The sequence below is a fragment of the Cohnella endophytica genome, from assembly GCF_003628305.1.
Classification (GTDB): Bacteria; Bacillota; Bacilli; order Paenibacillales; family Paenibacillaceae; genus Cohnella; species Cohnella endophytica.
In genome coordinates, this window is the sequence record NZ_RBZM01000013.1 from 72,731 (window position 1) to 99,501 (window position 26,771).

The 26,771-nt window shown below is 47.1% G+C and carries 19 protein-coding genes; 3 read left to right on the forward strand and 16 right to left on the reverse strand.

What is annotated here, in order from left to right; all coding sequences use genetic code 11:
* The first annotated feature begins 83 nt into the window (after positions 1 to 83).
* Together D7Z26_RS24760 and D7Z26_RS24765 are read left to right on the forward strand one after the other, a co-directional pair.
* Positions 84 to 2,918 (forward strand): S-layer homology domain-containing protein, encoded by a 2,835-nt coding sequence (locus tag D7Z26_RS24760; RefSeq protein WP_120979718.1) that lies wholly within the window; start codon positions 84 to 86, stop codon positions 2,916 to 2,918.
* A gap of 75 nt (positions 2,919 to 2,993) precedes the next feature.
* Positions 2,994 to 4,175, forward strand: a complete 1,182-nt coding sequence (locus D7Z26_RS24765) for a HupE/UreJ family protein (RefSeq protein ID WP_120979719.1) — start codon at positions 2,994 to 2,996, stop codon at positions 4,173 to 4,175.
* A gap of 281 nt (positions 4,176 to 4,456) precedes the next feature.
* On the opposite strand, the gene D7Z26_RS24770 is transcribed toward D7Z26_RS24765, so the two are convergent.
* The 3 genes from D7Z26_RS24770 to D7Z26_RS24780 form a co-directional block, all read right to left on the reverse strand.
* Complete coding sequence (locus tag D7Z26_RS24770) at positions 4,457 to 5,494, reverse strand: HD-GYP domain-containing protein (RefSeq protein ID WP_120979720.1); 1,038 nt, start codon at positions 5,492 to 5,494, stop codon at positions 4,457 to 4,459.
* A 309-nt stretch (positions 5,495 to 5,803) separates the two neighbouring features.
* Positions 5,804 to 6,208, reverse strand: coding sequence for a VOC family protein (locus tag D7Z26_RS24775; RefSeq protein ID WP_120979721.1), 405 nt, complete (start codon positions 6,206 to 6,208; stop codon positions 5,804 to 5,806).
* 151 nt (positions 6,209 to 6,359) lie between these two features.
* On the reverse strand, positions 6,360 to 7,307 hold the full coding sequence (locus D7Z26_RS24780; protein ID WP_120979722.1) for a helix-turn-helix transcriptional regulator: 948 nt from the start codon (positions 7,305 to 7,307) through the stop codon (positions 6,360 to 6,362).
* A gap of 167 nt (positions 7,308 to 7,474) precedes the next feature.
* Here D7Z26_RS24780 and D7Z26_RS27605 point away from each other — a divergent pair, with 167 nt between their 5' ends.
* The gene (locus tag D7Z26_RS27605; RefSeq protein ID WP_199731778.1) at positions 7,475 to 8,872 is read left to right on the forward strand and encodes an S-layer homology domain-containing protein; all 1,398 of its coding nucleotides are present in this window, start codon (positions 7,475 to 7,477) and stop codon (positions 8,870 to 8,872) included.
* Between the two features lie 84 nt (positions 8,873 to 8,956).
* Here the strand turns inward: D7Z26_RS27605 and D7Z26_RS24790 are convergent, their stop codons facing one another.
* The 13 genes from D7Z26_RS24790 to D7Z26_RS24850 all read right to left on the reverse strand — a co-directional run bounded on the left by D7Z26_RS24790 (position 8,957) and on the right by D7Z26_RS24850 (position 26,571).
* Positions 8,957 to 9,682 (reverse strand): response regulator transcription factor, encoded by a 726-nt coding sequence (locus tag D7Z26_RS24790; protein WP_233567188.1) that lies wholly within the window; start codon positions 9,680 to 9,682, stop codon positions 8,957 to 8,959.
* Positions 9,683 to 9,859: 177 nt separating this feature from the next.
* A complete protein-coding gene (gene fliD, locus D7Z26_RS24795) occupies positions 9,860 to 11,107 on the reverse strand; it encodes a flagellar filament capping protein FliD (protein WP_120979723.1) in 1,248 nt (415 codons plus the stop codon).
* A 73-nt stretch (positions 11,108 to 11,180) separates the two neighbouring features.
* The gene (locus D7Z26_RS24800; protein ID WP_120979724.1) at positions 11,181 to 11,612 is read right to left on the reverse strand and encodes a hypothetical protein; all 432 of its coding nucleotides are present in this window, start codon (positions 11,610 to 11,612) and stop codon (positions 11,181 to 11,183) included.
* Positions 11,613 to 11,900: 288 nt separating this feature from the next.
* A complete protein-coding gene (locus D7Z26_RS24805; RefSeq protein WP_120979725.1) occupies positions 11,901 to 12,599 on the reverse strand; it encodes a response regulator transcription factor in 699 nt (232 codons plus the stop codon).
* Positions 12,600 to 12,606: 7 nt separating this feature from the next.
* On the reverse strand, positions 12,607 to 14,754 hold the full coding sequence (locus D7Z26_RS24810) for an ATP-binding protein (RefSeq protein WP_120979726.1): 2,148 nt from the start codon (positions 14,752 to 14,754) through the stop codon (positions 12,607 to 12,609).
* A gap of 236 nt (positions 14,755 to 14,990) precedes the next feature.
* Complete coding sequence (locus D7Z26_RS24815; RefSeq protein WP_120979727.1) at positions 14,991 to 15,440, reverse strand: SRPBCC family protein; 450 nt, start codon at positions 15,438 to 15,440, stop codon at positions 14,991 to 14,993.
* A gap of 14 nt (positions 15,441 to 15,454) precedes the next feature.
* Positions 15,455 to 15,829 carry an ArsR/SmtB family transcription factor gene (locus D7Z26_RS24820; RefSeq protein ID WP_233567191.1) on the reverse strand — a complete coding sequence of 125 codons (375 nt, stop codon included), beginning with the start codon at positions 15,827 to 15,829 and terminating at the stop codon, positions 15,455 to 15,457.
* Between the two features lie 110 nt (positions 15,830 to 15,939).
* Positions 15,940 to 16,581 carry an NAD(P)H-dependent oxidoreductase gene (locus D7Z26_RS24825; protein ID WP_120979728.1) on the reverse strand — a complete coding sequence of 214 codons (642 nt, stop codon included), beginning with the start codon at positions 16,579 to 16,581 and terminating at the stop codon, positions 15,940 to 15,942.
* 454 nt (positions 16,582 to 17,035) lie between these two features.
* On the reverse strand, positions 17,036 to 18,019 hold the full coding sequence (locus D7Z26_RS24830) for a tRNA dihydrouridine synthase (RefSeq protein WP_120979729.1): 984 nt from the start codon (positions 18,017 to 18,019) through the stop codon (positions 17,036 to 17,038).
* A gap of 356 nt (positions 18,020 to 18,375) precedes the next feature.
* Positions 18,376 to 18,507, reverse strand: a complete 132-nt coding sequence (locus D7Z26_RS28150) for an S-layer homology domain-containing protein (protein WP_120979730.1) — start codon at positions 18,505 to 18,507, stop codon at positions 18,376 to 18,378.
* Between the two features lie 159 nt (positions 18,508 to 18,666).
* Entirely contained in the window at positions 18,667 to 19,953 is a 1,287-nt protein-coding gene (locus D7Z26_RS24840; protein ID WP_120979731.1) for a glycosyltransferase family 2 protein, read from the reverse strand.
* 17 nt (positions 19,954 to 19,970) lie between these two features.
* Positions 19,971 to 20,471, reverse strand: a complete 501-nt coding sequence (locus D7Z26_RS24845; protein WP_120979732.1) for a carboxypeptidase-like regulatory domain-containing protein — start codon at positions 20,469 to 20,471, stop codon at positions 19,971 to 19,973.
* Between the two features lie 109 nt (positions 20,472 to 20,580).
* Positions 20,581 to 26,571, reverse strand: a complete 5,991-nt coding sequence (locus tag D7Z26_RS24850) for a DUF5695 domain-containing protein (protein WP_120979733.1) — start codon at positions 26,569 to 26,571, stop codon at positions 20,581 to 20,583.
* Positions 26,572 to 26,771: the final 200 nt, after the last annotated feature.

Below are 26,771 nucleotides of genomic sequence, written 5' to 3' on the forward strand. Positions count from 1 at the left end.
AATTTGACACTCCTGATCTATACTGATACTTGTTCTCTTACATAGAAGAGCGAACAAATTCGGTATAAGAAGGAGTGTCTGGGATGTTTAAAAAACTCAGCCTGAAGCAGAGTCCGCTAAACAAGATCAGTGCATTGGTACTGTCTGCATCACTGGTAGTATCCGTGTCGCCATCTCAGTTTTTTGGTACCCAAGTGGGACCGAAACCGGTATTAGCTGCTGGTGTCGAAACACAAGGTGCTGACTATGCCGCTAAGGATCTTGCTCTTACTCCAGGTAAAGATGCGACAGAATTGAATTTCGCATGGTATTCATCTGGAGGTCAACCGACAGCTACTATCGTTCAAATGGCGAAAAAATCCGCCATGACCGGCGGCGTTTTCCCAGTCGATCAAGCCAAAGTATTTACAGGAAGCTCCATTCAAGCTGTTACCGTTGCAAGCGTAGTTTATTATTCTAATAAAGTAACGGCAACTGGCCTTGAGCCCAAAACCGAATTCGTTTACCGTTATGGCGACGGGGATGACAATAACTGGAGCGCTGTTAGCAACTATACTACGGGTGATCCAAGCAATTATACTTTCATGTTTGTCGGTGACCCGCAAATCGGTACAGGACAAAGCGGTAATACCCTTACTGATACAGCAGGTTGGAAAAGAACGCTAGAAATCGCTACAGCACAATTCCCTAAAATTGATTACATTATGTCTGCTGGTGACCAGATCGACGCTACCGGTTATACGAATGGTGCTCCGAATAACGAACAAGATTATAAGTCAGCTCCACCAGAGTATGACCTTTATTTGTCTCCAGACCAACTCAAAAGTCTGCCTGTTGCAGTAGCTGTAGGTAACCATGATACTCAAGCTAGCTTTGATTTCCACTTCAATTTACCTAACCAAAGTAGTACTCTTGGTGCTCAAACAGATGCGAACTTTATAAACCCTGCTACTGGCAAAAAAGACGCTACATATGGCGGCGATTACTGGTACACTTATGGCGATGCGTTGTACTTGGTGCTTAACACGAACAATACAAACGGAGCAAATCATGAAGCATTCCTGAAACAAGCAATCGAAGATAATCCTCATACAAAATGGAGAATTGCTACTTTCCACCATGACATTTATGGTGCTGGTGACGCGCACTCCCAAAAAACTGGTACTGATTCCATGGGCGTAAGAAACTGGCTTGCACCAATCGTTGACAAATATGATATTGACTTGATTTTCACAGGTCATGACCACTCTTATGCAAGATCTAAGCCTGTATTCGGTGATAAGGTTCAAGATGGAATTACAGCTGGATATTCTTTGAAAGATACCGCTGGTAACGATATCAACCCAACAGGAATTTCTTACTTCACGGGGAACTCTGCTTCCGGAAGTAAATATTATAATTTGGATACAACTAACGCTTCAAAACGTTACACTGCGGTACAAGAACAGCGCAATCTTCCGTCTTTCGTCATTGTTAATGTAACAGAAAATACGATTACTTATAACGCGTATGAAATTGAGACTGCTGGTACTGTCACTTCTGTTGACTCTTACACGCTGGTTAAAAAACCGGAAGACGTAAAAGTTTATGCCAAAGAAGATACGCTCCAAAGCGATGCATCAGGCGTTGATTTCTATTATGCAGTAAAAGATGCTAACGCAATGAAAAACCTAAATACAGCATTCACTTATAACGTAACAAATCTTGATTTTGTAAGTGCTGACCTGGTTGGTCTTAATTCTGCTAATTTCAATGTCGATCGTAGTACTCCTGGTACATTGAAAATCAAAGGTGATCTTGATACGCCATTCCACTCTGCAGAATACGGAGTATATCAGGATGTTATCAAGTTAACTTTTACTTTGAAGCCTGGTATCACGGTTGCCGATTTGAATCTCTCGAAATCTGTTCTTACTGCAATCAATAATAAACGTGAAATGATATCTAGTGTTGAAGAGAGTAAAGCTTCAGTCGAAATTACACGAACAGCAGCAGAAGTAGCAGCAACGCTCTCTAGTATCCAAGCACCAGCCAAAGATGCGACATCGTTGACGCTACCTACTGTACCAACAGGCTTTACCGTTAAAATCAAGAGCAGCAGCAACACGGCAGTTATCGGACTGAATGGTGTGATAACGCCACCGGCAACTAACACAACAGTAAACTTGGTACTGACTGTAACGAAAGTTAGCAACAATGCGAGTGCAGACACCAATACGATTCCGGTATCTGTTCCAGCCAAGTCTACATCTATACCAAACCCGACACCTGCTCCAACGCCTACTCCAACTCCAACGCCAACGCCAACGCCTACACCAAAGCCAACGCCTGCTCCAACGCCTACTCCTGGTAACGGCGGAAACAGCAATGGTGGGAACAGTACGACCCAATTTACAGATATCCCTCCGGGGCATTGGGCAACAACGCCAATTAGCTCTCTGGTATCTCAAGGAATCTTGAAAGGCACTGCTGACGGCAAATTCGAACCTAACCGCACGGTTAATCGCGCCGAATTCGTTACGATGTTGGTTAGAGCTCTGAATCTTTCGGATAAAGGCACTGTAACATTCAAAGACGTGAAGAGCACGGATTGGTATGCTGAAGCAATTGCAATCGCCGCAAAAGCCGGCATTGTAAGCGGCAGCGCAGCATCGTTTAATCCTAAAGCAGACATTACTCGTGAAGAAATGGTATCTATGCTGATGCGTGCCTATGAAACAACGCACGGTAAAGCTTCTGCAAGCGGTAGCGCAACATTCAAAGATCAATCTCAAATATCTACATGGGCTGCTGCTTCTGTAAAACAAGCATCCGCGCTTGGATTGATCAACGGCAACGCACAAGGTACTTTCCAACCTAAAGGAAACTCGACTCGCGCCGAAGCAGCTCAAGTGGTATACAACTTGTTGCAGAAATAATAACTTCAATAATTAGAAGAGGATTAACTGGATGCGGCTTTAAGCCGCATCCAGTTTTTTAAGAGGAGCGCGATCATGTTTCGTATTCATTCTGCTATTCGATCTACTATTTGTGTTTTATCGGTACTGGCACTCCTTCTCATACCTCTCACGAAAGCTGATGCTCACGCATACAGTGCCAGCTATACAACGTTAAACTTAACAAAAACGAGCAGCGAAATGACCTTCTCGCTTGATGAGCTGTCCGTTATCGAGTTAACCAAAGGAGATCTGAATAATAACGGTATTCTTGATCCAGATGAATTCGTAGGCGTTAAAGAACAACTGATTGAGCTTCTCCAGAATAATCTTCAATTCACGCTTAACAACGAAAATCAAACCTGGACTACACTTGAAAGTTTCACTCTAGATGGCGAGGGAAAAGCAGCAAAAGTAACGCTGAAAGTATTTTATCCTCCTGTATCCGATTCAAAAACAGTCGGCTTTATAGATCATTTGTACTCCAATGCAAAAGACGGCAGCACAAATTACGTCAATCTAGTTACCATTACTTACGGTAAAAAGAGTACTTCTTCCGCTTTATCCGGTAAATACAGGTCCTGGTCTATGCAAATAACTGAAAGTGATTATTCGAGTCTGCTACAAGATGGTCAGCCTGGTACTACTGAAGGAACTGCAACAGATGAGAGCAGCGCTTCTGAAAGCATTTCCGGCTGGTATTCTTTCTTCAAACTTGGCATGGATCATATTCTTACTGGCTATGATCATCTGCTTTTCTTATTTTCACTTCTCATCGCTAGGCAAAAGTTTAAACAGTATGCCAGTATGATTACTGCTTTTACGATCGCACATAGCATTACGCTATCTTTAACCGTTCTTGGAATCATTAATGTTCCATCTTATATTGTCGAACCTGCAATCGCTCTGAGTATCTGCTATGTGGCTATAGACAATATAGTTCGTAAACAAGTAAGTTACCGTTGGGTATTAACTTTCTTGTTTGGTCTGATCCACGGGATGGGCTTTGCCGATATTTTGCAAGAAATGAATATTCCAAAAAACCAACTGGCCGTCAATTTAATAAGCTTTAACATCGGAATCGAGACGGTTCAGGTGATACTTGTAGCTATCCTATTACCGTTATTGGTATTACTACATCGTTGGAGATTCTCAAGAAATGCTGTACTTGGAGGGTCTACCCTAGCATTAATACTTGGCGGTATCTGGTTAGTCGAGCGAGTAACATCTAATTTGTAACAAGGATATGTTTATCTTTTATCAATCGTAAGCGAACCTGCAAAGTTATAAATAATACAAACGGCATTTCCGCTGTTTGTATTATTTATTTATCGTCTCTCTCAATTGTTCGATAGATTATCAAATTCCATCAAAATTTCGTCAAGTACATCGGACGATGTTGTGTTCCGACTATCCTGGTTCAATAAAATAATCGTCCTATCCAGCAAGGCATTGAGTTTGGATAGCATCTCTTGCTTTCCATCAGATTCATGAAATGCCGACATGCTGTCATCCCCTTCCTATAGGATCTGTTTGATCTGAACGGCGTAATCCTTGCTCAAGTCGAGGAATTTACTCCCGGACTGAATGAATGGGTGCGTCAAGTCGTGTGACTGGATCATTAGGACCGTACCCTCGCTGCCATCCGTTAGCAGCACTGATCTGCCGATCAGGCTGTTCATGATTTTCTCGATGAATATCCGGGTAATGACGGGGTCAAGCGCTCCGAACGTATCCTTCTCCATCTGAAACAGCACTTCATTGAATGGAGACGGGTCGCGGTATACCCGCATGGAAGTCATCGCATGGAATACGTCGGCGACGGATACGATACGACTGAACAAATCCAGCTTGTCCTTGTCGATGCCGAGCGGATAACCGCTGCCATCCATCCGTTCGTGATGCTGAAGCGCTACGATCGCTTGCCGATGATTCGCCCCTACCGTCTCTTTAATGAGCTCATAGCCTAGCACCGTATGATTTTTCATTACCTCGTATTCTTGCTCGTTTAACTTGCCCGGTTTATTCAATATTTCCAGAGGTATCAGCATCTTCCCGACATCATGCAGCAAAGCCGCGGTCGTAAGCTGCAAGATCTCTTGATGGTCGAGCCCCATCCATGTACCCAGCAGATTGGAAATGACGCTAACCGCGATATTGTGACGGTAGGTGTAGTCGTCTTTGGCCTGCAGGGAAGCAAACAGACCTAATAAATGCGAGCCGTCAGCCGCCTCATGAATCGTTGGAATAACTTCCTTGCGTAATTGCGATAGTGGAATTTCCCGCGATACGCGCACTTCACTGAATAGATATTCTACTTGCTGGACCGTATCTTCAATGATTTGATAATGAATGAAAGCCTCCGGATCGCAATAGGGGCCGATCGACGTAACATCCTGACTGGTCAGAGCAATATCGTACTTTTGAAGCAACCGAACATGCTTTTGATTAATGATGGACGATTCGGCCACCAGCAATACACCGCTCGGATTGAATATATCCCGGTTTATTTTTTTACCAACGATATGCTGCAAATTCTCGTCCGGCTTGATATCCATGTCGGCCCCTCCATGAAACGTTAACGATAACTAAAACTGAACCTTGGACGTCTGATTGGGTTAGCGATTTTCCTCCTTGTATTTTAACATGGTAGATTAGTCCATTAATGAAACATAAAGAAAACTTTAAGATCGCGCTTTCCGCGGCCTAGCGGTCGCTTCCCGCATACGACTTCTTTCGTTCGATCCGGTTGGCCACCGCAAGCAAAGAAGCCCGAATATTAAATACATTCGGGCTTCAATATACAGGTAAATGCGGCTCTTAACTACTACTTCCTTACGAGCGACGCACAGCACTCCACATGTCCGTCAACCCCTACCGCTAAACCGTTTGATCGCTTCCTCGGTCACCGGCTCGAAGAGGTTAACAAGGTTGCCGTCAGGATCGCGGAAGAGCATAGAACGGTTTCCCCACGGCATCGTGGTCGGTTCCTTTACCCAATCATCGACAAATAGCTTCAAGCGCGCGTATTCGGCTTCGACATCGTCGACGCGGAACTCGATGATGACAGTGTGATTGTTGGCCGCCACTACGGAACCAACACCGAATAATTGCATCGTCTGGGTGTGGCCGATTGCCAGGGTGCATGATGGCACAACGAGTTCGGCAAAAACGGGCGCGGGGCGCTCCGCCGAAACACCCATGACTTTCTCATAGAACTCGACGAGACGATCCACGTCGTCGGTAATGATGCGCACAGAAGCGAAATTCACAAGATATCATCCTTCCTATAATAAATCCGTATATATCGTGGGTCAGAACCAGCGAAGCCTTCCTTAAGGGGAAGACGTACTTCGCGTTTATCTTACCACTCCTTTACGTTTACATACCCGATTATAAAATAACGCTACTGACAACGTTATGTCAGTAGCGTTTTAACATTTTTTGGGCTTCCTCGCGAATCCGATTTCGGAACGATTCAGGTTCCAATACGATCACACCCGCTCCCCAGCCAAGCACCCATTGCAGCAATTCATCCAGTTGACGGACGCGTAAGACCACATGCAATCCATCTTGATGCTCTTCCATATCCTCCATGTAATGATAGTTCGATTCCTTCACCTTATCTGCGATGTCATGGTTAAATCGAAGGCGAACTCGCAAGTGGCGATCATCCGGAGGGGTATACTCCCTTAAGTTAAAATGCGCCGGTAGTTCGAATCGTTCTACCAGATCGATAAGTTCGGTCATCCGGGACAAACGGAAATGGCGAATGTCTTGGCGTAGATCGCAACGGGCCACGAGCATCCAAGATCCTTCAATGAGTACCAGACCATAGGGAGCGACGGTACGATCACTATGGGGATTCCCCATGGAATCCCCAATCCCTTTCAAATAATGAAATCTGATCTTTCGTTCATCTAATATCGCTCGACGGATTTTTTCTAAATATTCCCTTTCTTTTGACAGCGCGACCCGTTTACCGGGAGTGAGCAGGCGCAGCGCCTTGCGCACACGAGAGGTCTCATTGCGAACGCTCTCCGATAAAATGGCCTCGATTTTCCTCCGAGCGGCTTGAGCCCTGACACGATACTCATCATCAAATCGTTGCTCGATAAAGTCCGTTCCTATAAGCAAGGTCGCGGCTTCTTCTACCGTGAAACTGATCGGCGGCAGGAAATAGCCTTTCATTAAAGAATATCCTGTGCCTGGGGCACCTACTATCGGCACGCCCGCTTCACTAAGTGCCTGAATGTCACGATAGATGGTCCGCACACTGGTTTCAAATAGGTCCGCCAACTCTTCTCCCCGTACCACTTCTCTGCTTTGCAGCTCCAGAACGATGGCTAATAAACGGTCTGTCTTGTTCATTGGATGCCCCCCTTGAAACTTAATGCTGTTAGACTAATCATACACCTAAACGACAGAAGTGCACTGCAAGCGCGATCTTAAAGTTTTCTTTATGTTTCATAGATGGACTAATCAACCATGATAAGATTGAAGAGGAAAATCGATATCATACTTCAGGGGGACAAACGATGAGGAAAAAAATTGTCGGATTATTGATGGCGGTGCTACTGTGCTTTCATTTATCCGTCAGCTTTGCAGCAGGCGCAACGAAATCTTCAGCCGACTTTACGGACTTGAAAGATCTGGATGCCGCAACGAAAGCCAAATTCGACGCCTTGATTGGTGCTGGTGTATTCGACGGTGTAAGCGATGGCAAATTCGGGCTTAAAGAAGAGATGGATCGAGCCCAGTTCGCAAAGGTTGCGGCATTGATTACGGGTCTTGAAGTCAATAAAGATCTGAAGACATCCAGTTTCAGCGACGTCAAGGCGGATGGTCCCAACGGTTATGCGCTGCCCTACATTGAAGCCATCAAATCTGCGGGAATTACGGAGGGCTCTGGCGATGGTACATTCAATCCGGCCGGCAAAGTAACCAAAGAACAGTTGGCCACGTTCTTGGTCCGAGTGGTAGGCAAGGACGCGGAAGCAAAAACGAAGACTGGCAACGATAGTACGGTATCCGACTGGGCGCAGGGTTATGTCGCTCTGGCGGTGGAACTAAAAGTGTTACCGAACGGAGCGGATGGAAAGTTCGGCGGTCAAGCCAACGCAACGCGCGATCTGCTCCTTACAGGCGCATATGAAGCCAAACAACAGTATGTTCCGCCGGGGAAGCCGTCCAAGAAGCCAGAGGAGGAGGAACCGCCTGCACCCGCTTCAACATATGTGCCTATTCCAGAGGTCGTGACGCCATCGCAGCTCGCGACACCGACAGCCGATCTTGCTAGCGGAGTTGTCCAGTCTGGTACGCAAGTATCGCTTAGCGCAACGAGTGGCGCAACGATCTACTATACGACGGATGGCAGCACGCCGACGAGGACGAACGGCCTCGTATATAGCGTTCCGATCGTCGTGAATAGCGCAATGACGATCAAAGCTCTTGCGGTACAAGACGGCATGAGAGACAGTGATATCATGTCGTCGTCGTACACGATTATCGTTACGAAATCGGCACTGGACTTGATCAATGAAGCGTCGGCATCCCGTAATTGGACCGATGTAACTGTGACGACTTTTGGGGATGCAGGTGTTACAGGCGTCACATCAGACAACCTAACCTACGTCCAAGAGTACTTGGAATACGGCGCAACGACAAGAACATCGGCTCAAATTCAAGCGATTGTTAATGAAGTTCGTGCCGGGCTCGCGTTGACGGAGATCAGCAACTACATTATGGATTCGAGTTTTACAAAGCCGAGCGCAACAACGTTTGCCGCTGCAGGAGTAACGGGAGTAACTGCTAACAACTTAGACGATATCTTGAGCGCCATCGAAGATGCCTATCATGAAATCAGAGGTCCATTTGATACGCCGTTTTCTTTAACTAGCAGAGACGATCTACAAGCTGTCGTAAACACTCGGTAGGACCAGCAATAATTATCCTAGAATAATAGCGGCGTAAGGGAGGTGATCCCTACGCCGCTATTTTTACTATATTCGATCTTAACGCTATGTACGTGCTTGTAACGCACTTCTGGCAACCAGCATATATCCGGTCCCCCGAATCGTAATGATTTTCTCGGGATTGGCAGGGTTAGCCTCGATTTTTTTGCGTAAATTACTGATGTGCACAGCAACCGTTCTCGTATCCTCCAGACTCTCCGTTCCCCAGATGAGTTGAAACAACGCATCGACACTGACAACACGATTCACGTTCTGTGCCATATAGGACAGCAGACTGAACTCTTTTTTCGATAAAAAGATAGGTTCGCTCCCCATACTAACGGACTGTGCGTAGAAATCCAGCGTCAAACCCGGTAATTCCAGCAGTTGTTCCCTTCTACCCGCCGACACTCTGCGAAGATGAGCCTTGATCTTGGCCAAGAGCACTCCCGGGCTGAATGGCTTGGTCACATAATCGTCGCCGCCATAGGATAATGCGCAGATCTTCACCTCGTCCTCCTCACGGCTGCTCAGAAACACGATCGGCGCATTCGTGTAGCTACGTGCGTTCCTGCACCAATCAATGCCGTTCTCGTTAGCCAGCAGTACATCCAATACAATCAAATCCGGCTCGAAAGACGCAAGCAACTTCATGGCTTCTGTCCCGTTATGACTGTAAGAGGTTATGAACCCCTCCCTCTCGCAATACACCTGAACAATCTCGCATATATGGGGATCATCATCAACGATCATTATTTTGTAAGCGTCCACCACACCGTTACCCTCCTTCATCCCCTAGGCACAACTGCCTCGCAAGTCGCTTTGTTCGGTATTCCGATCAGCTTAAGCCCAACAAAACAAAAACGCAGTCCTATGGACTGCTTGCGTTGATTAATTTGGCGGACCTTAGCGGAGTTTTGAACGATTATATCCTTTATCTATAAAATATTGTTCACCGCTTTTTTCGAGTTAATAAAGCGAATTCACGACCCACTCGCTTTGTGTCGGCATAACCATTTGCATCAATGACTGGTACATCGCGAATTGCTGCACCTGGCGAGCCTTAGAGTTCAGCAAGCTGCTTGCCGGGACTTCATTGTAACTTTCCGCTGCTGATGATAGACGGTCAGCTAGGCCATAGTTGCCGCTAATCGCTTTCGTTGTTTGTTCGAAATTTGAGCTTAAGCTCTTCTTAAATTGCTCTTCATCCAGCTTGAGGGTACCATCGCCGTTATGGTGAATACCGATTCGCTCATAGGTAGATGAGCTGACTAACGACTCCATATTTTTACGGACAGATGAATTCATAACTCCTCCGGCTTCTTTCATGCGAGCATGCATCGTATTGTAACTCGACACCAGATCTTTAACTTGCGCGATGACTTTGTCCTCGTCCGGTTTGATTTGAATTTTCACAGCTTCCAGTGATGGGGCCATTAGTGTCGCCGTTGCTTTGCCCTTCTCCAGATCAATCGTGTTCGACTGGGAAGTTTGAGTTGCGCCGCCGTTCACGCTGTAGGACGCATTGGACGCTAGTTGGGTTGCATTCTTAACGCCGGTTGACGACACCGCGTTGCCGGTAACATCTTCAACCTCGAAAGCCTGATCCGCTCCTGTTTTATCGCTGCTTAACTCAAGCTTCTTATTGCCTGTTTTATCATCCGTTACAATATTGGCGGTTACGCCTGTCTTCGCTGCATTGACCGCATCTTTCAGCTTGGTCAGCGCTTGATCGTTCGTATCGTTATCGGAGATAACAGCCGATATCTTCGTAGTCTTGCCGCCTATCGTAATGTTGAACTGATTGATGCCTTTACTTACAACGGACGTTTCTACTTTAGACAAAAATGTACCGCTGTTCGATTGAGAAGTCGCGATCGCATTCACTTTAACATCATAAGTTTTGCTCGTTGCTCCGGCCGATGCAATTGCAGTAACCTTCTTGTTGTCCGATGATTCCGCCGTCCTTGCTTGGAAAGATGAATTATCCTTCTGCATTAATTTTTGCGCCGATGCTTGCATATCCTGCGCGGATTTCAAAAAATTCACAATCCCGGTTGCTGCTGTCTTGATATATTGCTCATAAGACTTGCTCTTCACAACGTACTTTGAAAAGAAAGACTGGTTCGCACTCTGACTACTAGAAGACTGCAAACTCAAAGGCGCCGTTCTGTTTATCGGATACATCGAGTTATACGAGTTAATCGATAACGTCATCCGTCTACCCCTCCATACTCTCGCACATATATAATGTTAATTTCTGATTCAATATTAATTTGCTATGGTTTCATCATCGTAATTTACGGGGTGCGTATCCATCTGACCTCAGTGAGGCATACTTGCTCGATCGCATGAACTCGCGATGGGCTTCCTGAATCGCGTTCACGCGCATCAGTTGCTCCTCGGAACCACCAGGCTTCAGTTGCCCGGCAATCTGCATCAGCTTGAACGTGTTGTAATCGTTCGCATCCGCTTTGCTACGGCTATGCTGCAATGCGTCCTCATACGCTTGGCGTTCCATCGATAGGCTCATTGCTTGAGCATATAGATTGGGATCATGTCGCTGTAAGTAGTCCAATTCTTCGGTGCGTAGCTTCTTGCCCAGCATGAGTATATTTCGAATAGATGCCAAACGCGACTGATCCTTCGTCTCGCGTGCGTCCTTGCATTGCTGAATCGCTTTAAAATAATCACTGATCGGCTGCACGGATTTTACATTCACGCCATCCCCCCCTAATTACAAATATCCATGACAGCTAGCTTTTCTTCGTCAAGAACATACAAATATTACTTCTAATCTAACATGAAAGATTGTTCTAGATATGAAACATAAAGAAAACTTTAAGTTCACGCCGTGTATGATGGACCTTAGCGGAAAAAACAAAAAATGGGTCAACAGCGTCAAGTAATGCTCCAACGCCATGATCCCATTTTTTCCTATCTAGTAACTATCCCAAACCCGAGCCGGGCAAAGTAAACCCCCAATATATTCCCGACCTTAACGCTGTGTTCACGCTTGCAATGCACTTCTGGTAACCAGCATATATCCTGTGCCCCGAATCGTAATGATTTTCTCGGGATTGGCAGGGTCAGCCTCGATTTTTTTGCGTAAATTACTGATGTGTACAGCAACCGTTCTCGTATCCTCCAGACTCTCCGTTCCCCAGATGAGCTGAAACAACGCATCGACACTGACGACACGATTCACGTTCTGTGCCATATAGGACAGTAGACTGAACTCTTTTTTCGATAAAAAGATAGGTTCGCTCCCCATACTAACGGACTGTGCGTAGAAATCCAGCGTAAGCCCCTGTAATTCCAGCAGTTGTTCCCTTCTCCCCGCCGACACTCTGCGAAGATGAGCTTTGATCTTGGCCATGAGTACTCCCGGACTGAACGGCTTGGTCACATAATCGTCGCCTCCATAGGATAATGCGCTGATTTTGACCTCGTCCTCCTCACGGCTGCTCAGAAACACGATCGGCGCATTCGTGTAGCTACGTGCGTTCCTGCACCAATCAATACCGTTTTCATTAGCCAGCAGTACATCCAGTACAATCAAATCCGGCTCGAAAGACGCAAGCAGCTTCATGGCTTCTGTCCCGCTATAGCTGAAGGAGCATATGAAGCCCTCCCTCTCGCAATACGCCTGAACAATCTCGCATATATGGGGATCATCATCGACAATCATAATTTTGTGCGTGTCCATCACACCGTTACCCTCCTTCATTAACAATACAAGGAAGCGATACGTAGAAAATAGACCCCGTCTTGCCGTCGCTCTCCGCTCGAACGGTCCCTCCATGCGCTTGTACGATTTCCCTGCAAATCGCCAGCCCGAGCCCGTTCCCCTCTACTCCCTTTTCCATGCCCGGTCGATCATACCTGTAATGGCGATGGAAAATTTGCTCAAGCTGGTCCGGAGGAATGCCCGTGCCCGAATCTTGTACGCTAATGATCGCAGATCGGGTACCATTCACCTCGTCTACAGCTAGCGCAATACGCACCAGCCCCCCACTGGAGGTGAACTTCATCGCGTTTGACACTAGATTAAACAAAGCCTGATCTAATCTTTGCGCATCCATCTCGACAACAGGCAAGTTCGATCGTTGATCTTCCGCAGCTCCGATATCCAGCATGAAGTCCAACCCTGCGTCACGCACAACCAGCTCATATTGTTCAAAAAAACCGCGCAAGAAGTGCATCACATAAACCGGCTCCATTCGGTACGAGACTTGTCCCGTCTCCAAATGCGACAAGAAGGACAACTCCTCGATCATGCGGTTGATCCTTATCGTGTTATCCCGGATATACTTCAGGTACTGTTCATTACGTTCCGGCTTGACCCTGTCCTGCACAGCTTCTACATAACCAAGCATGCTGGACAGCGGCATACGCAGATCATGCGTAATATAGGAAAGGAGCTTCTTCCTCCCTTCCTCGGAGTGAAGCAAACGGTCATACGAAGTGCGGAGATCATCATGAGCTGCGGATAAGGCATGTGTACGTTCCTGCACGGTCCGTTCCAAATTCATATTCATTTCGGTCAGCTTGTTGTTAGCGCCCTGCAGCTCACGTGCAATCCTCTCCTCGTTCGATGCCGCCCTCGTAAATCTCGAAGAAAGCAGAATCATCTGTGCCATCGTAAACACCAGCAAACCAAGCGGAGAGGTATTTCCGATCGGCGACCATTCGTTATAATACAAAAAATCGTTAACGACAGTAACCAAAGCAACCACCGAAACCAGTAGGAAGATCAGCGCTCCCTCCCTACGCCGAATAGCCGAATGGGCCAGTCCAACCATCAGATAAATCATATGGAGAACGACAACTACTCCGATCATCAGTAATAATTTTGTATATATAAGCGCGGGAGCCACCACGACAACGATACATAATGCGCCGGTTACGATCCGCGTGCCAAGATGAAACCAACGCGACACATAATTGGGAAAGATGCAATCAAAGTACATCGTGATGATGTATCCACTGCTGCACAGAATCAGATACTCGATCTTGAACTGCAATTCCCACGGAAAAGCCGGCCATAATTGCGTGAGCAATAGCTCGCCGACCAACAAGGAGCGGATACCGAACAACAGCGTGAACAGACCGAAATACAATGTAGCCCTGTCTTTGCGTCGCAGGGCGAACAGCAGCAGGTGATACACGCCAATGATCAGCAGGCTTGCGGTGATGAACATTTCAGCGGCGATCCTCAGATTGGTCCTGACCGTTAACACATCGCTGCCGCCCAGCTCTATATATTTGGTGATGCCGCCTCGATTATGATGGAAGTTGGCTACTTGCATCACCAGTTCCACCCTGTCATTCTCGGGCTGGAAGAACACCAGCTTCGTTGCCAGCTTCGGTGTCACGCTGCTCTTGTCCCGACCAACCGCACCAACTTCCGCCAGCAGCTCGCCATTCACCCATAATTTATACGCATGAAAAATGGTAGGCAGTCGCAACGCAAGCCGCTCATTCCTATCCTGCTCGCTAAGTTGGATGATCACCCGAAAGGTTGCAAAGCCTGTACCGCTCAGCTGCTGATCATCTAACCGATAGCCTAGCCAAGAGCCCGGGATGCTGATCCAGCGATCATTGTTCCCGTCCCTTGCTAAGCGAATCTGTATGTCCTCAGGCGACAGCAGCTCCTGCCAGTAGAACTCCCACTCCCCTTTTAGCTTTAGCGGATTCTCACTGACATGAGCCTGCGTTAAATCCAGAATGCCTTCTTCACTTTGGAACTTAGGGGAGTCAGGTGCAGAGAAGACGGCATAGCTTGCAACCAAACCGACAACAACGGCAGCAGCTATATAAAGCAAGATTGTACGAGAACCGAATCGGAGAATACCCCTCATGATGAACCCTACCCCAATCTACAGGATGCGCGATAAGTAAGTTGATTATCTAAATCATATCATCATTAAAGGAAAATGTGCCCTGCAAATATCTTCGAGGCGTTGAACACACACATACATCACGATAAAGTCCTTTTTAAACGTAAGAAAACCGTCCACACCCGGACGGTTCATTAACTTGTACACCCAAGTTTTAAGCAAGAAGAAGGGAACTGGTTCGAAAAATTCGGAACACGTCAATTAAAATAGTTGCACAAGCCGCCTTCTAAAGAATTTGTCCAACTATTATTGTGTTTTTTCGCTTCTTTCATCGTGGAGAACTCGGAATGCGTAATCACAAGCTCCGTCTTATTATCCTTACCGACAAAGTCAATCGTAACAAGCGTTTCCTCCGAATCGTCTCCTTCATTCACCCACTTCCAAGTAAATGATAGTTTTTCATGCGGAACGATTTCAACATATCGACCCTCTAATGTATGAAGCTTACCGTTCGGAGCCTTCATATGAAAAAGGTATTTCCCGCCGATTGAAACGTCCATGAGTTCGATCGTCGTCGTAAAGCCCGTCAGCCCCCACCATTGCTTTAGCTGATCTTCCTTCGTCCAAGCCAAGAACACTCTTTCCTTGCTAGCACTATATACGTGATGAAGCTCAAGGAGAAACTTCCCATCCTGCATCGATATCATTGGCAGAGCCTCCTTTAGTCTTCTTTAGATTGTTTGTCCAGGAATCGTTCGAGGTTAATCACTTGCGCGGTCCAGAAGCTTCTCAAGTCCATTAACCACTCGTGAGCGTTTTCCACTACATTTGGATTTAGATAATAAAATCGATACGTTCCTTCCTTTCGAACCGAAACTAAACCAGCCTTTTCCAACACCCTCAGGTGTTTAGAAACGGCTGGCAGCGACATCTCAAAAGGCTTAGCCAAATTCATGACCGTCATCTCTCCAACGGCTAAACGTCTTATGATTTCTCTTCTCGTCGGATCAGAAAGCACTTGGAAAACATCATTTAATATTTCATCGTTATATTTAACCATACGTTTAAGTTTATTTAGATTTTTATCTAATGTCAAGCAGATATACCCTCGATTTCCAATTAGCCAGACAGCGCGAGGAACGCAAAAAAGAGCCAAACGGATCAGGGTTTGGATACCTCAATCTCGTTGACTCTTTTGTGCAGCAGTTAGAAACTCCGAGCAACTTCGCGCGCTTGTTGAACTGCATTTTCTTTAATCGCTGACGCATGATCGGGATCTACAGCCATTCCTTCAACGAAGATGCTCTCAAAGCTAGGAACCTCAAAAAACTCCATTATGGCATTCAGGTGGCGATGCCCCATTTCAAAGTCCGCAAGAGCTGAGCCAGGTGATAATACACTTCCGCTTGCTTGAATGTGAACCGCCTTTTTATCTCTCAGCAAGCCAACTCGACCTTTACCCGGAACATATTTGAAAGTTTTACCTGCTACGCAAATAGAGTCAATGTATGCTTTCATAACGGGCGGAAATGAATAATTCCATATCGGATTTACAAATATATACTTATCCGCAGCAACGAATTGGTCAACCAGTTCAACAAGTCGACCTACTTTCGTTTTTTCTGCATCGGTCAATTTATCAAAAACAGTGCCCGCCCCAAGCTTGCCCCAACCGCTAAAAACATCGGCATCAAGCTCAGGAATATCCATTTGATAGAGATCAAGATGTACAACTTCATCATTCGGATTTGCGAATTTGTAAGCCTGCACGAATTCTTTTCCTACTGCCATGCTATAAGATGTTTCATGATCATTCGGATTTGCTGTGATATATAATACGGATGCCATAATTAAATTACCTACCTTCAAATTTTATTAGGGAATAATCGTTATAAAAACAAAGCAATAAACTTTTGCGACACGTCACAAATATTTTCTCCAAATCGTCTCCTTCATCCCACCAACTCCCCAATAAACGATAGCTTAACAATCAAGAGCACATTCTTGAATTTAACTAAATCATTATTTAACCAATTGGTTATTTAACTATTAAGTTAAATATAAAGCGGTTTTTATTTATTGTCAAGCAGTTCGCATTCTTGCTTTTTCGACAAAAAAAGAAACGATTCCCTTCTCTTGTTAATGCATTTTGATAAAAAAAGGCCGTACCTCCGCTGAAAAAAAAGCGAGAAGTACGGCCTTTCATCATGCCGAGAACGTGCTCGTTGAAATGTTTTCGCGCTCAGTAACACTGAACACTCCACATGTGTCGTACATGGGAATATATCCACCGGCTACACCTTTACTGTTCCTCAACCCCGTCATTAGGCTTGCTTCCAAATTCATCGAGCAATGCGCGCGCTTCATTTGTTGACTTTGCGTTCATTAGGTTATTTCTTAATTCGCTTGCCCCTCGGAATCCACGGACATAAATTTTAAAGAAACGAGGGAGGGTCTTGAATGAACGTGGTTCCAGTGCTGAATATTGATCATGGAGATCCAGATGCAGCCGCAGCAGGGCAAGTAATTCCTCACTGCTGTGATCCCTTGGCTCCTTCTCAAAGGCAAATGGATTACTAAAAATACCACGCCCGATCATAATTCCATCCACCCCGTATTGTTGGGCGAGCTTCAAGCCGACTTGACGGTCAGGTATATCTCCGTTAATAGTCAACAGCGTAGCCGGCGCCACCTCATCGCGAAGCTTCTTAATTTCCGGGATGAGCTCCCAATGAGCGTCTACTTTGCTCATTTCCTCTCTTGTCCGCAGATGAATGGATAGGTTAACAATATCTTGTCTCAAAATATGGGTTAACCAATCCTGCCATTCGTCTACAGCACTAAACCCAAGCCTTGTTTTTACACTTACGGGCAGTCCTCCGGCTTTTGCTGCTTGAATGATCTCTGCTGCAACTTTGGGACGACAGATCAGGCCGCTTCCCTTCCCATTCTCCGCAACATTGTCTACAGGACAGCCCATATTGATATCGATTCCTCTGAACCCTTGCTCCGCCATGCCGATACTCATTTGACGAAAATATTCCGGCTTATCTCCCCATATGTGCGCTACTATGGGGTGCTCATCCTCTGTAAAAGTCAAACGCCCGCGCACGCTTTGGTGCCCATCCGGGTGGCAGTAGCTCTCTGTGTTCGTAAACTCTGTAAAAAACACATCGGGTCTCGCCGCTTCACTCACGACATGGCGAAATACAACATCCGTCACATCTTCCATGGGAGCTAGCACAAAAAAGGGTCTTGGCAAATCACGCCAAAAAATAGTAGTCATCACAAAAAACCTCGCTCTGGATATCGGGATACTTAAAGTTTTCTTTAGGTTTCATTAACGGGCTAATCTACCCTGTTATTATACAATCACTATGGTATTTAGTATCAATTTCTTCACAGAGTTAATGGAAAATACAGAATGTTATACTAGGAATCCAAAGATTCCAATTTCGCGATGCACAGAATAAGGATTCTGGCAGATTGTAGACTTCCATACTTTCCGAGCAACCACTGCTCTTTGCTTAACAAGCCACAGTGTCTACACCATCGATGATCAAGGGGGGGTATCCATGAAAGGAACTTTGCGTAACTGGGGGTAACTGTTTTTGCCCTCAATATGATGTTTGGTTCCGCTGCCTATTCAGCTGCATCCGAAACCACAGGTTTGTTCTCTGATCTTTCCCAAACTCCGTTCATTAATCCAGCCCGTTGGACGGCTTCTATATATCCAGAGCCCCAATGTACAGGGTATACGTCCTTGAAGGACAAGGACTCTCATCCGGTCATCCTCTCGCTGCGAAGGGGTTGATTACATTGACAACATCGGTAGATTTACCCCTTAAAATAGAAATCTGTTCTGCTCCATCGGCATTTTGATAAAAAAGAGGCCGTACCTCCGCTGAAAAAAGCGAGAAGTACGGCCTTTCATCATGCCGAGAACGTGCTCGTTGAAATGTTTTCGCGCTCGGTTTTGATCCATCCCCATTTGCCCGTCGCCATTCTGTAGAAAGCGATGATCGACGCTAGTAGCCATATGGACGCCGTGTATATGGCAAATGTGGCCATGAGCCCGGGGGCGGTATACCAAGGGATCTTGATTTTGGCGACCCGGCTGTAGGCAGGCAAAAAGATGAGTTGGATCGAGAACGCCACCACCAGTTGAACGGTTGCCGGAATCCAACTGCCGAACTGGTCGAGCCACACCATCGATTTGCTGTAGGCGTTCACCCATCCGAATAAGGAAGCGAAACCTAACAAGTAATCGGCGGCGAGAATCAATGGGGTAACGATCATCAATAAGTACAGCGTAGAGTCCAGCTTGGTGATGAGGCGGCTGCGGCTGCGCCACAATGCTCCGATCCGCTTCCATACCTGGTAGTGGCCTTGGACCCAACGCGAACGCTGCTTCAATAACCGAGGGAAGCTAGTTAAGCCGTGCTGCACGACCGGCGTCTTCCCCGTAAAGCATATCCGCTGGCCTTGGCCAGTCAATGCCATCCCCAGGTCGATGTCTTCCGTTAACGCGCGGCTCCATGGACGGTCACCCAGCGTTTTCATGGCCCGATAACGCGTGAACTGCCCATTGCCGCCCATGGCGACCGAAGAGATCCAGTTGCGCGCTTTTTGAACGAAGTGGAAAAAAGCCTGGAACTCAATGTCTTGCATCAACAGCCACAAATTCTCGTTCGCGCCTTTAATGGACACCGGAGCTTGTACAGCCCCGATGTCCGCAGCGGCTTGGAAGGTCGCAGCGACTTCCGTAAGGACATTCTGACTCAAGTGCACATCCGCATCCGTTACGCCGACAATGATCTGATCGTCGCTTAAATCCTGGAACCATGTCTTCATTTGCGTCTGCGCCCACGCATACGCCATATTCAGCGCCATCCCTTTGCCTTGGCGCGCTTCGGGCGCTTTGCGCTGGAACAAGTGAATACGGTCTCCCTCAACCTGCCGGACGACATCTCCCGTACCGTCATCGGAACCGTCGTCAATGACGATCACATGCAAGCGAGCATGCAGTCTGCTCATCTGGGCGCAGGTGTCGCCAATGACCTTGGCCTCGTTCAATGCCGGCACCAGCAGTACGAATCCGATGACATCAAGGTCGGGATCAGGCGTCTTGAACGTTCTGAACGACCACACGTACATGACTAGATAATACAGGGACATCAAACCGAAGAAAGCAAGGAAAATATCTACGTTCACAGACATCCCGATCCCGCCTTTCTCTAATAACTGAACGCCAGCGTGGCAAGCGGAGCGAACGCTTTGCTCGCTTTCAGGTCGAAGGCGAAGCTCTTGCCGTTCTTATCGATTTTAAACGTTTGGGTAATGACGGGTTTCGTTGTGCCGTTGCGGACCCACTTGACGATAATCGCGTTCGTGGCCGGAGTCAGCGCCTGGACGCTGTACGCGCCATTTTTGTCCGTTACCGCAGTGCCAGCTGTTTTCCAGACGTTTTTATATGATTTCGTCTTTTTGTCCCAGACGGACTTTTGCACCGAAATGCTGACCTTGACATTGGCCATCGGTTTACCGTTACCGTCCTTGACGTTCCCTTTCACGGTTACGTATTTGTTATTTGCCACAGTAGCACCGTGCGCTTCCAATGCCGTTTGGTTTAATCCAAACAGGATATACACGAACACAACCATGCCTGCGGACATCATAGCTAGAAATGCTTTGCCCTTCTTCAGCGTTCTTGGTGCTGTATTCTCTTCAGTCAACATGTGATGCTCATCTACCTTCCCGCCATTGAGTGGGGTGAATATCCCTCCAGGCCGAGGGAGATGACCGATCCTTTCCCCGGCCTGGAGACGCTTCTGCGGATGTCGCGATTTATTGGCTATTCACGTACGATAACAACGCTTGGACGCCCGTGCTGTTATTGCCGTTCGCTTCGACTTGTTCCAGATAATACTTGGCATTGATGTAATTAGCCTGATTCAAGTACCAGAGCGCATCGCCGTAGTTGCTGTCGCTAACATCCTGGCTCTTGCTTGCATCCAGCGCAACCGACGTCGGAACGCCCGCCGTTGCGACCAGCAAAGCATAGGCTGTAAAACCCTGAGCCAGTTGACCTTGCGCCATATGACCTTGCGCCAGCTGTTGCAGTTGGTTCGACGCATAAATCATCATCGCGGACACGCCCGTGCTGGCATTAGTTTGCATAGTGTCCCCTAACCAGTACACCGCGTTGTACCAATTGCTTTCAGCCAAGTAGAACCATGCGTTGCCGATGCTTCCTCCGGTTGAGATGCTGGTTGCCGCATCCTGCGCGATGCCGGCCGGAACGCCGTTATTGCTCGCCAATAATTGATAGTCCCTGTATGCAGCCGCGAACTGGCCTTGCTGCGTTTCGCTTTGCGCCTGCTGTTGCAGTTTCGTTGCGACATTGCTCATCAACGCCCCGATACCCGTACTGCTGTTGCCGCTTCCGATTTCTTGGGCCAAGTAGTATACGGCGTTATACAGATTATTCTGGCCGTAGTAGTACCAAGCGAGGCCCATGTTCTGGCTGGAGCTCAAACTCTTCGCCGCATCGGCGGATACGCTCGACGGAACTGCCGAACTGCCGGAAAGGAGCTGGTACGCCGAGTATGCCGTCGAGATATCTCCCGTTTCCATTGCACTTTTTGCTAGCAATTGAAGCAGCCCTGCAGCAACAATCATCTCGGAATCAAGACCGGTGTCCCCGTTGCTGATGGCCAGTTGATAATAGTACACGGCGTTATAGGCATTGCCGTGGCTTGCGTAGAATTGTGCCAATTGCAGATTTACGAGATCCGGAGTTGACGGTTGGAAAACCTCCCATTCCCATAAGCCAACGCCCTCGCTATTCCTTGCTTGCTTTGTTATCGTAACACGCAGCGCTTTAACTTCCAGAACAGGATCAAATCCATATAGATTGGAGGTACCCACTGGCGTGTTTTTAGCTACGATACCTGAGGTAATGGTCGCTGCCGTAACCCATGCATTCGTACTGCTATTTTTCGGAATGTATGAATACGTGTACTTTGTAGGCGTTGTTATGCCGGTAGTACCGTTTCCATCTATCCAAAGCACCAGATCCGAGCTTGCGATTGTGGCCCCCTGCGGCCAATCATATTGCACCCATTCCTCGGAGCTGGTATTTCCCCACGTACCCCAGTGCGAGTTACTTGTGCTATCTTTTTTCCCGTCATTAACCGCGGCAAGACTTTCCCAAGACGAAGTGTAGCTGGCCGAGACACTGGCCGCAAACGCCATATTATTGTTGAGCGGAGTGAGCAACCGCAAATCTGACAGCAGATTTGCAATCGCCTGAGAAACTTCCGCTTCTGTAGCATTCTTATTTGAGATCACAGCGGAAGCGTTCGCCTTAGAAGCTGCAATCGGCGTAAGACCTTGGCCGGTAAAGTTCGCGGCTTTTAATGAATTCGCGAAGTTGTAGACCTGTGTCAGTTCCGTCTTGTCTATCGCGCCCGTATATCCGTTTACCTTCCATTCCAGAATACCGCTTCCAAGGGTAACCGGCTTCATGTCAATGCGAGCGCCTGTAATATATGCAGGCTCAAAGGTAGTGGTATTGTATTTATTCAATGCGTTTCCAAGTCCCACTACTCCTCTTGGCGTGTACCACTTTCCATCCGCATCACGAAGCTGGAGCGTCATATCCTTGGGCTGGAAATTCCCGCTACCGTCTCGGAACACATATACATCCATCGAGGTGGCAAGGAAAGCTTCACTCCATGTATACATAACCCATGCTGGCCCACCCTGGTCCCCTTGCCAGTTATGCCAGGCGCCGTGGCTGGTATCGCTCGAACTAGTGGGGTCAAATCCGTCATTTAAGCCTTTTACCCCGCCAAGGTCATTAACTGAATTGATAATGGCAGTAGGAGTTGCACTCAACGCGTTATTTTGAGGTTGCGAATTCACGACATATACAGTGACGCGTGCCTTCAAATCGCTGTCTTTGATGTTACCCCTGACTTCGAACTCACCATTATTTGCGTATTTTGTTGGATCAACCGCATCCCACTCGACCACACCCTGCGTAATTCCGGTAACAAGCCGCACACTCACCGTTCCCGGAAGCGTTGGAGCCGTTCCCTTTTTTGTCACAACGCTGATAGCCCGGAAGGAGTCATCGGTGTCTTTCGCGATCGTAATCGAGACATCTTTGCTGGCAGCCTTGCCTTCATCAGCCGCTGTAAAGGTAAACACATAAGTGCCTGCCTTGCTTATGCGGGCATAGGCATTTGCTTTGTCGCCATCGACAATCGTAATTTCTCCCACGCCATTCGGCTTTTCCTTGACCGTCCAACCATACGTCCATACGGGTTCAGTTACCGCGCTGTACACCGGATCCGGGGTCGCCGCGCCGGATAATACGAGAATACTGTTATTCGAAGCATCCTGGGCCGCGGTCACTGCGCCAATGACTGGAGGCTGCTTTTCCGGTGCTGCTGCCAACACAAAGGTCAGCTCGTAAGACCCGCTCAATTCCCCGTCATTGGCGTTGAGCTTGACCGTATATGAGCCTCCTTTGGTACCGACAGCCTTCGTCGTAGTTGACTTAGGATTGGTAAAACTTAGACTGCCGCCTGGCGGAGTGCTGACAACTTCCCATTGGTAGTTCAAGGCGCCATCCGGTGCGCCGTCATCGGTCACAGTTCCGTTAATCGTAAATGGCAGCATCGCTTGCGGGTTTTGCGTCGCCACCTCTGCAGTAACATTCGGTGCTTGATTTTCACCCGTATCCGACTTTTCAATGGTCACTTCAGCAGTTAGCGCACTGCTCATTTGGAACATAGCCGTACCTTTATTGTTCTTTACGTAGAACTGCCCGGCATCTACATTATTCAGCTTGATTGTATAATAGCCATTCGCTACTCCTGCCCCGTCGAAAGTAATCCTTGAAGCGTGCTCGCTTTTCGCAAGATTCGAGATCTGCAATTTAAATGCCTTACCGTCTTTTCGAATGTTCGCGCTTTCGATTTTATCGCTTTCCGAGACTAGATAAATTTTTTCATCGATTAGATTGATACGTTTGCCAAAACCGTCCTTCGGTGTGATCTGGTAGCTGCCGCTTGCTTCAGTGACCGAAGCTCCATATCCGAAAAGCCCGAATACCGGATCGGTGACAATATCGGAACTGATACGCAATAACGAGCCATAGAGTCCTTCCTCTGATTCGCCGGAAAAGTCCTGCCAGCCGTTGTTCATCACGCGAGTGCCGCCATCATTTACGTTTTTGGTACCGGTTCCTCCCTTCTGGGCATTATATCTCCAAGAGATGCCGCCTACAGATTTTGCCGTAATCTGCCCCATATTGACGGCGTTGAAGTTTGAGATCTTCGCCGCATAGTTGCGCTGCTGTGCGGTAGCAGTCTGAGCCGCGGACCTCCCGTTATCCTGATAGCGGAGCCAGTCATCCATAATAGATCCCGCCAAGGAAGCCGTATATTGGAAGTTCCACCAGCCTTCGCCGGCGCGGAATACCGGTACGGAATAATAGTACCAAGTAGGCTGAATGCCTCGCATTGCACGAGTCTTCGAATCGTCTTTTCTCATGCTTGTCAAGGCTGTGGCCGCCCTCGAGTCTGCAGGGTAGTACGTGCGCAGCGCTTTGGCTGCCGCATAGGCCCCTTCTTCGCCGGTATTGTCATATTCAAATTCCGACCCGTAAGGATAAGTGGCGTTAACAATGTTCCGACCTTTGGTTTGAGCGAACTTCACTTTCAGATTCTCATACTGAGTCAGCATTCCCTCTTCTTTAAGCGCCTCAATCATATCCGGTACCTGCTGTTCACCATAGAATCCGGTTGTTCCGCTGGAGACACGGTTATAGTAAATGCCATAGGCCTTTTCCAGATAGTATTGCGGCGTTTCACGATACTTTATCAAATTGGGATATGCCTTTTGGATCCGATACATGTTGAAAAATCCAGTCGCTTCCATCATTTCGGAAAACGTCCGTGTATAGGGTGTTGCTGTAGTTGATTTAGCGCCTGAAGCATTAAGGTAGTTCGCAACCGTAAAAGTCGACTGCGTATATTTCATATAATTATTCCACATAAAGTCGATCAGGTAGTTTTCAATGGATCGAATTTCATTAGGATCTGGATCGAGATAATTTTTCATGGTCATGAAGTTGATGTTATCGTGGCTCCAGTCATCTCCCCAATGGCTGTCCGTCGTATCCATGCCGGTTGCAAGATACCAGTCACGGTAGATGCCGAAGGAAGGACTATTCGGGTTCTTGTCCTGTGTTTTGTCTACCATAAATTGGGAATGGGCTTTCGATGTTTGATCAAGCTCAGCCAGAACATTGAATTCAAACTGAGTAAATTTATCCATCGTTGTGCCATTGGCTTTCAGCTTATAATCCACACGAACGCTGTTATTGCCGAGGACGTCAAAGTTGAGCGAATAGATATGATGCTTTTCACCGTTTATTATTTTGGTTTCCACAAGCTGTACGGATTTTGAATATTCAGGATTCCCGCCAGGAAGTCCGCGTCCGGCACGGGTATTGTCGACCATAGCCTGTCTGGTCTGGCCGGACTTGATAGTCGGGATATGCGTTGCATCGAATGGATCATTCTCGTCAACAGACTGAATCTTAATTGAGTTTATATCGATGATGCTATCGTCATAATGCAGATCCAGCTTGGTAGGCATATTGATGGCCGTCTGGAAGCCGGGCAACGCTACGGCGTCAATCATGCCCGATTTATACAGGATGGAGCGAAGGTTTGTCTCACGGTCTTCCAGAGAAGTCGAAGCGTTGTTTGAGCTTGAGGCACTTGTTTGCGGTGTGTTGTCGCCTGCGCGCACCGCCGAAAACTTAAACTTATATGTTTTTTCCTGACTAGGTCCCAGAACCAGGCTGGTGGCATCGCTAAAATAGCCACGGCCTGTTTTCGATATATCCTTGGAGTGGATATATAGAACGTTCAGCCCCGGAAACCAGCCGCCGCTGTCGCCGACCCAGTTGGAATAAAGAGTTCCGTTGCGCAGTTCACCCGTGTCGCCCAACCAATAATCAACGTATTCAATGCGTGCGCCACTCTCCGGCACCGGCGTAAACATCATGAAATTTCCTTCGCCATTCGTGCGGATGGCATAGGCATAACCGCTATCGGCACCGGAAAAATTATGCACGGTAACCCGGTTATCATAGGTATCGTTTGTATTTAAATATTTGTTATTCCAAGGCATCGGCAAGCCGATATCGCCGAATTCAATATATTTGTCGCTTTTGTTTTTCATGGTTATTTCCCACAGCATGGAACCGTCATCGCTATCCATATTAAATACGGACTTCACGTCAAATCCTTTCATAGTGCGAGCGGTTGAGGAAGTAAGAGCCTGTCCGATAAAGTTGACTTCAACCTTCTTTCCGTCTGATGAAGCTACCTTTTGAAAGTATGGGTTATTGGCGTTAATGGTAGAAATTCTTGTTGATCCGCCAGCCGCCAATGTTTTGTTTGTATCTACTTCCGTAAAACCAGTCCGATCATTAGGAAATGTTGCGCTGTCACCGGTGCGGTAAGAAAAGAGCATTTCACCCATCCATTGGTGCTGAACGTCGTTCTGTGGCGTCGTAGTGTTGGGCAAAACAAAATTGATATCAGCGTTATTTCTGTTTTTAGGATTATTATTGATATTTAGTACTTGAATCTGTCCTAAATCACCGATTTGGGCAGTAAGACTGGCATTGGAGATCGTATTCGTTGCTGCGGCTGCTCTGGGTATGAAGTTCGTTCCCAGTGACAAAGCCTGAAGTAACATCACCAACGCGATAGTCAGAGACATTACTTTTTTTGTAATCATTTTCATCGTCGTAGCCTCCTAATTTATTCATAAATATGAAAGCGCTTTCTTTATGAATTATATCACCCCTGTTTTTTTTGAAAAACGGCATATATCAACCAATAATTGTGATATTTCAACCTTGCATAATATGGTATATTATTACATTTTGTTTCAATGATTCTCGCTATTTGTCGAACCCTCATAGCATTTTGATATTTTCATTT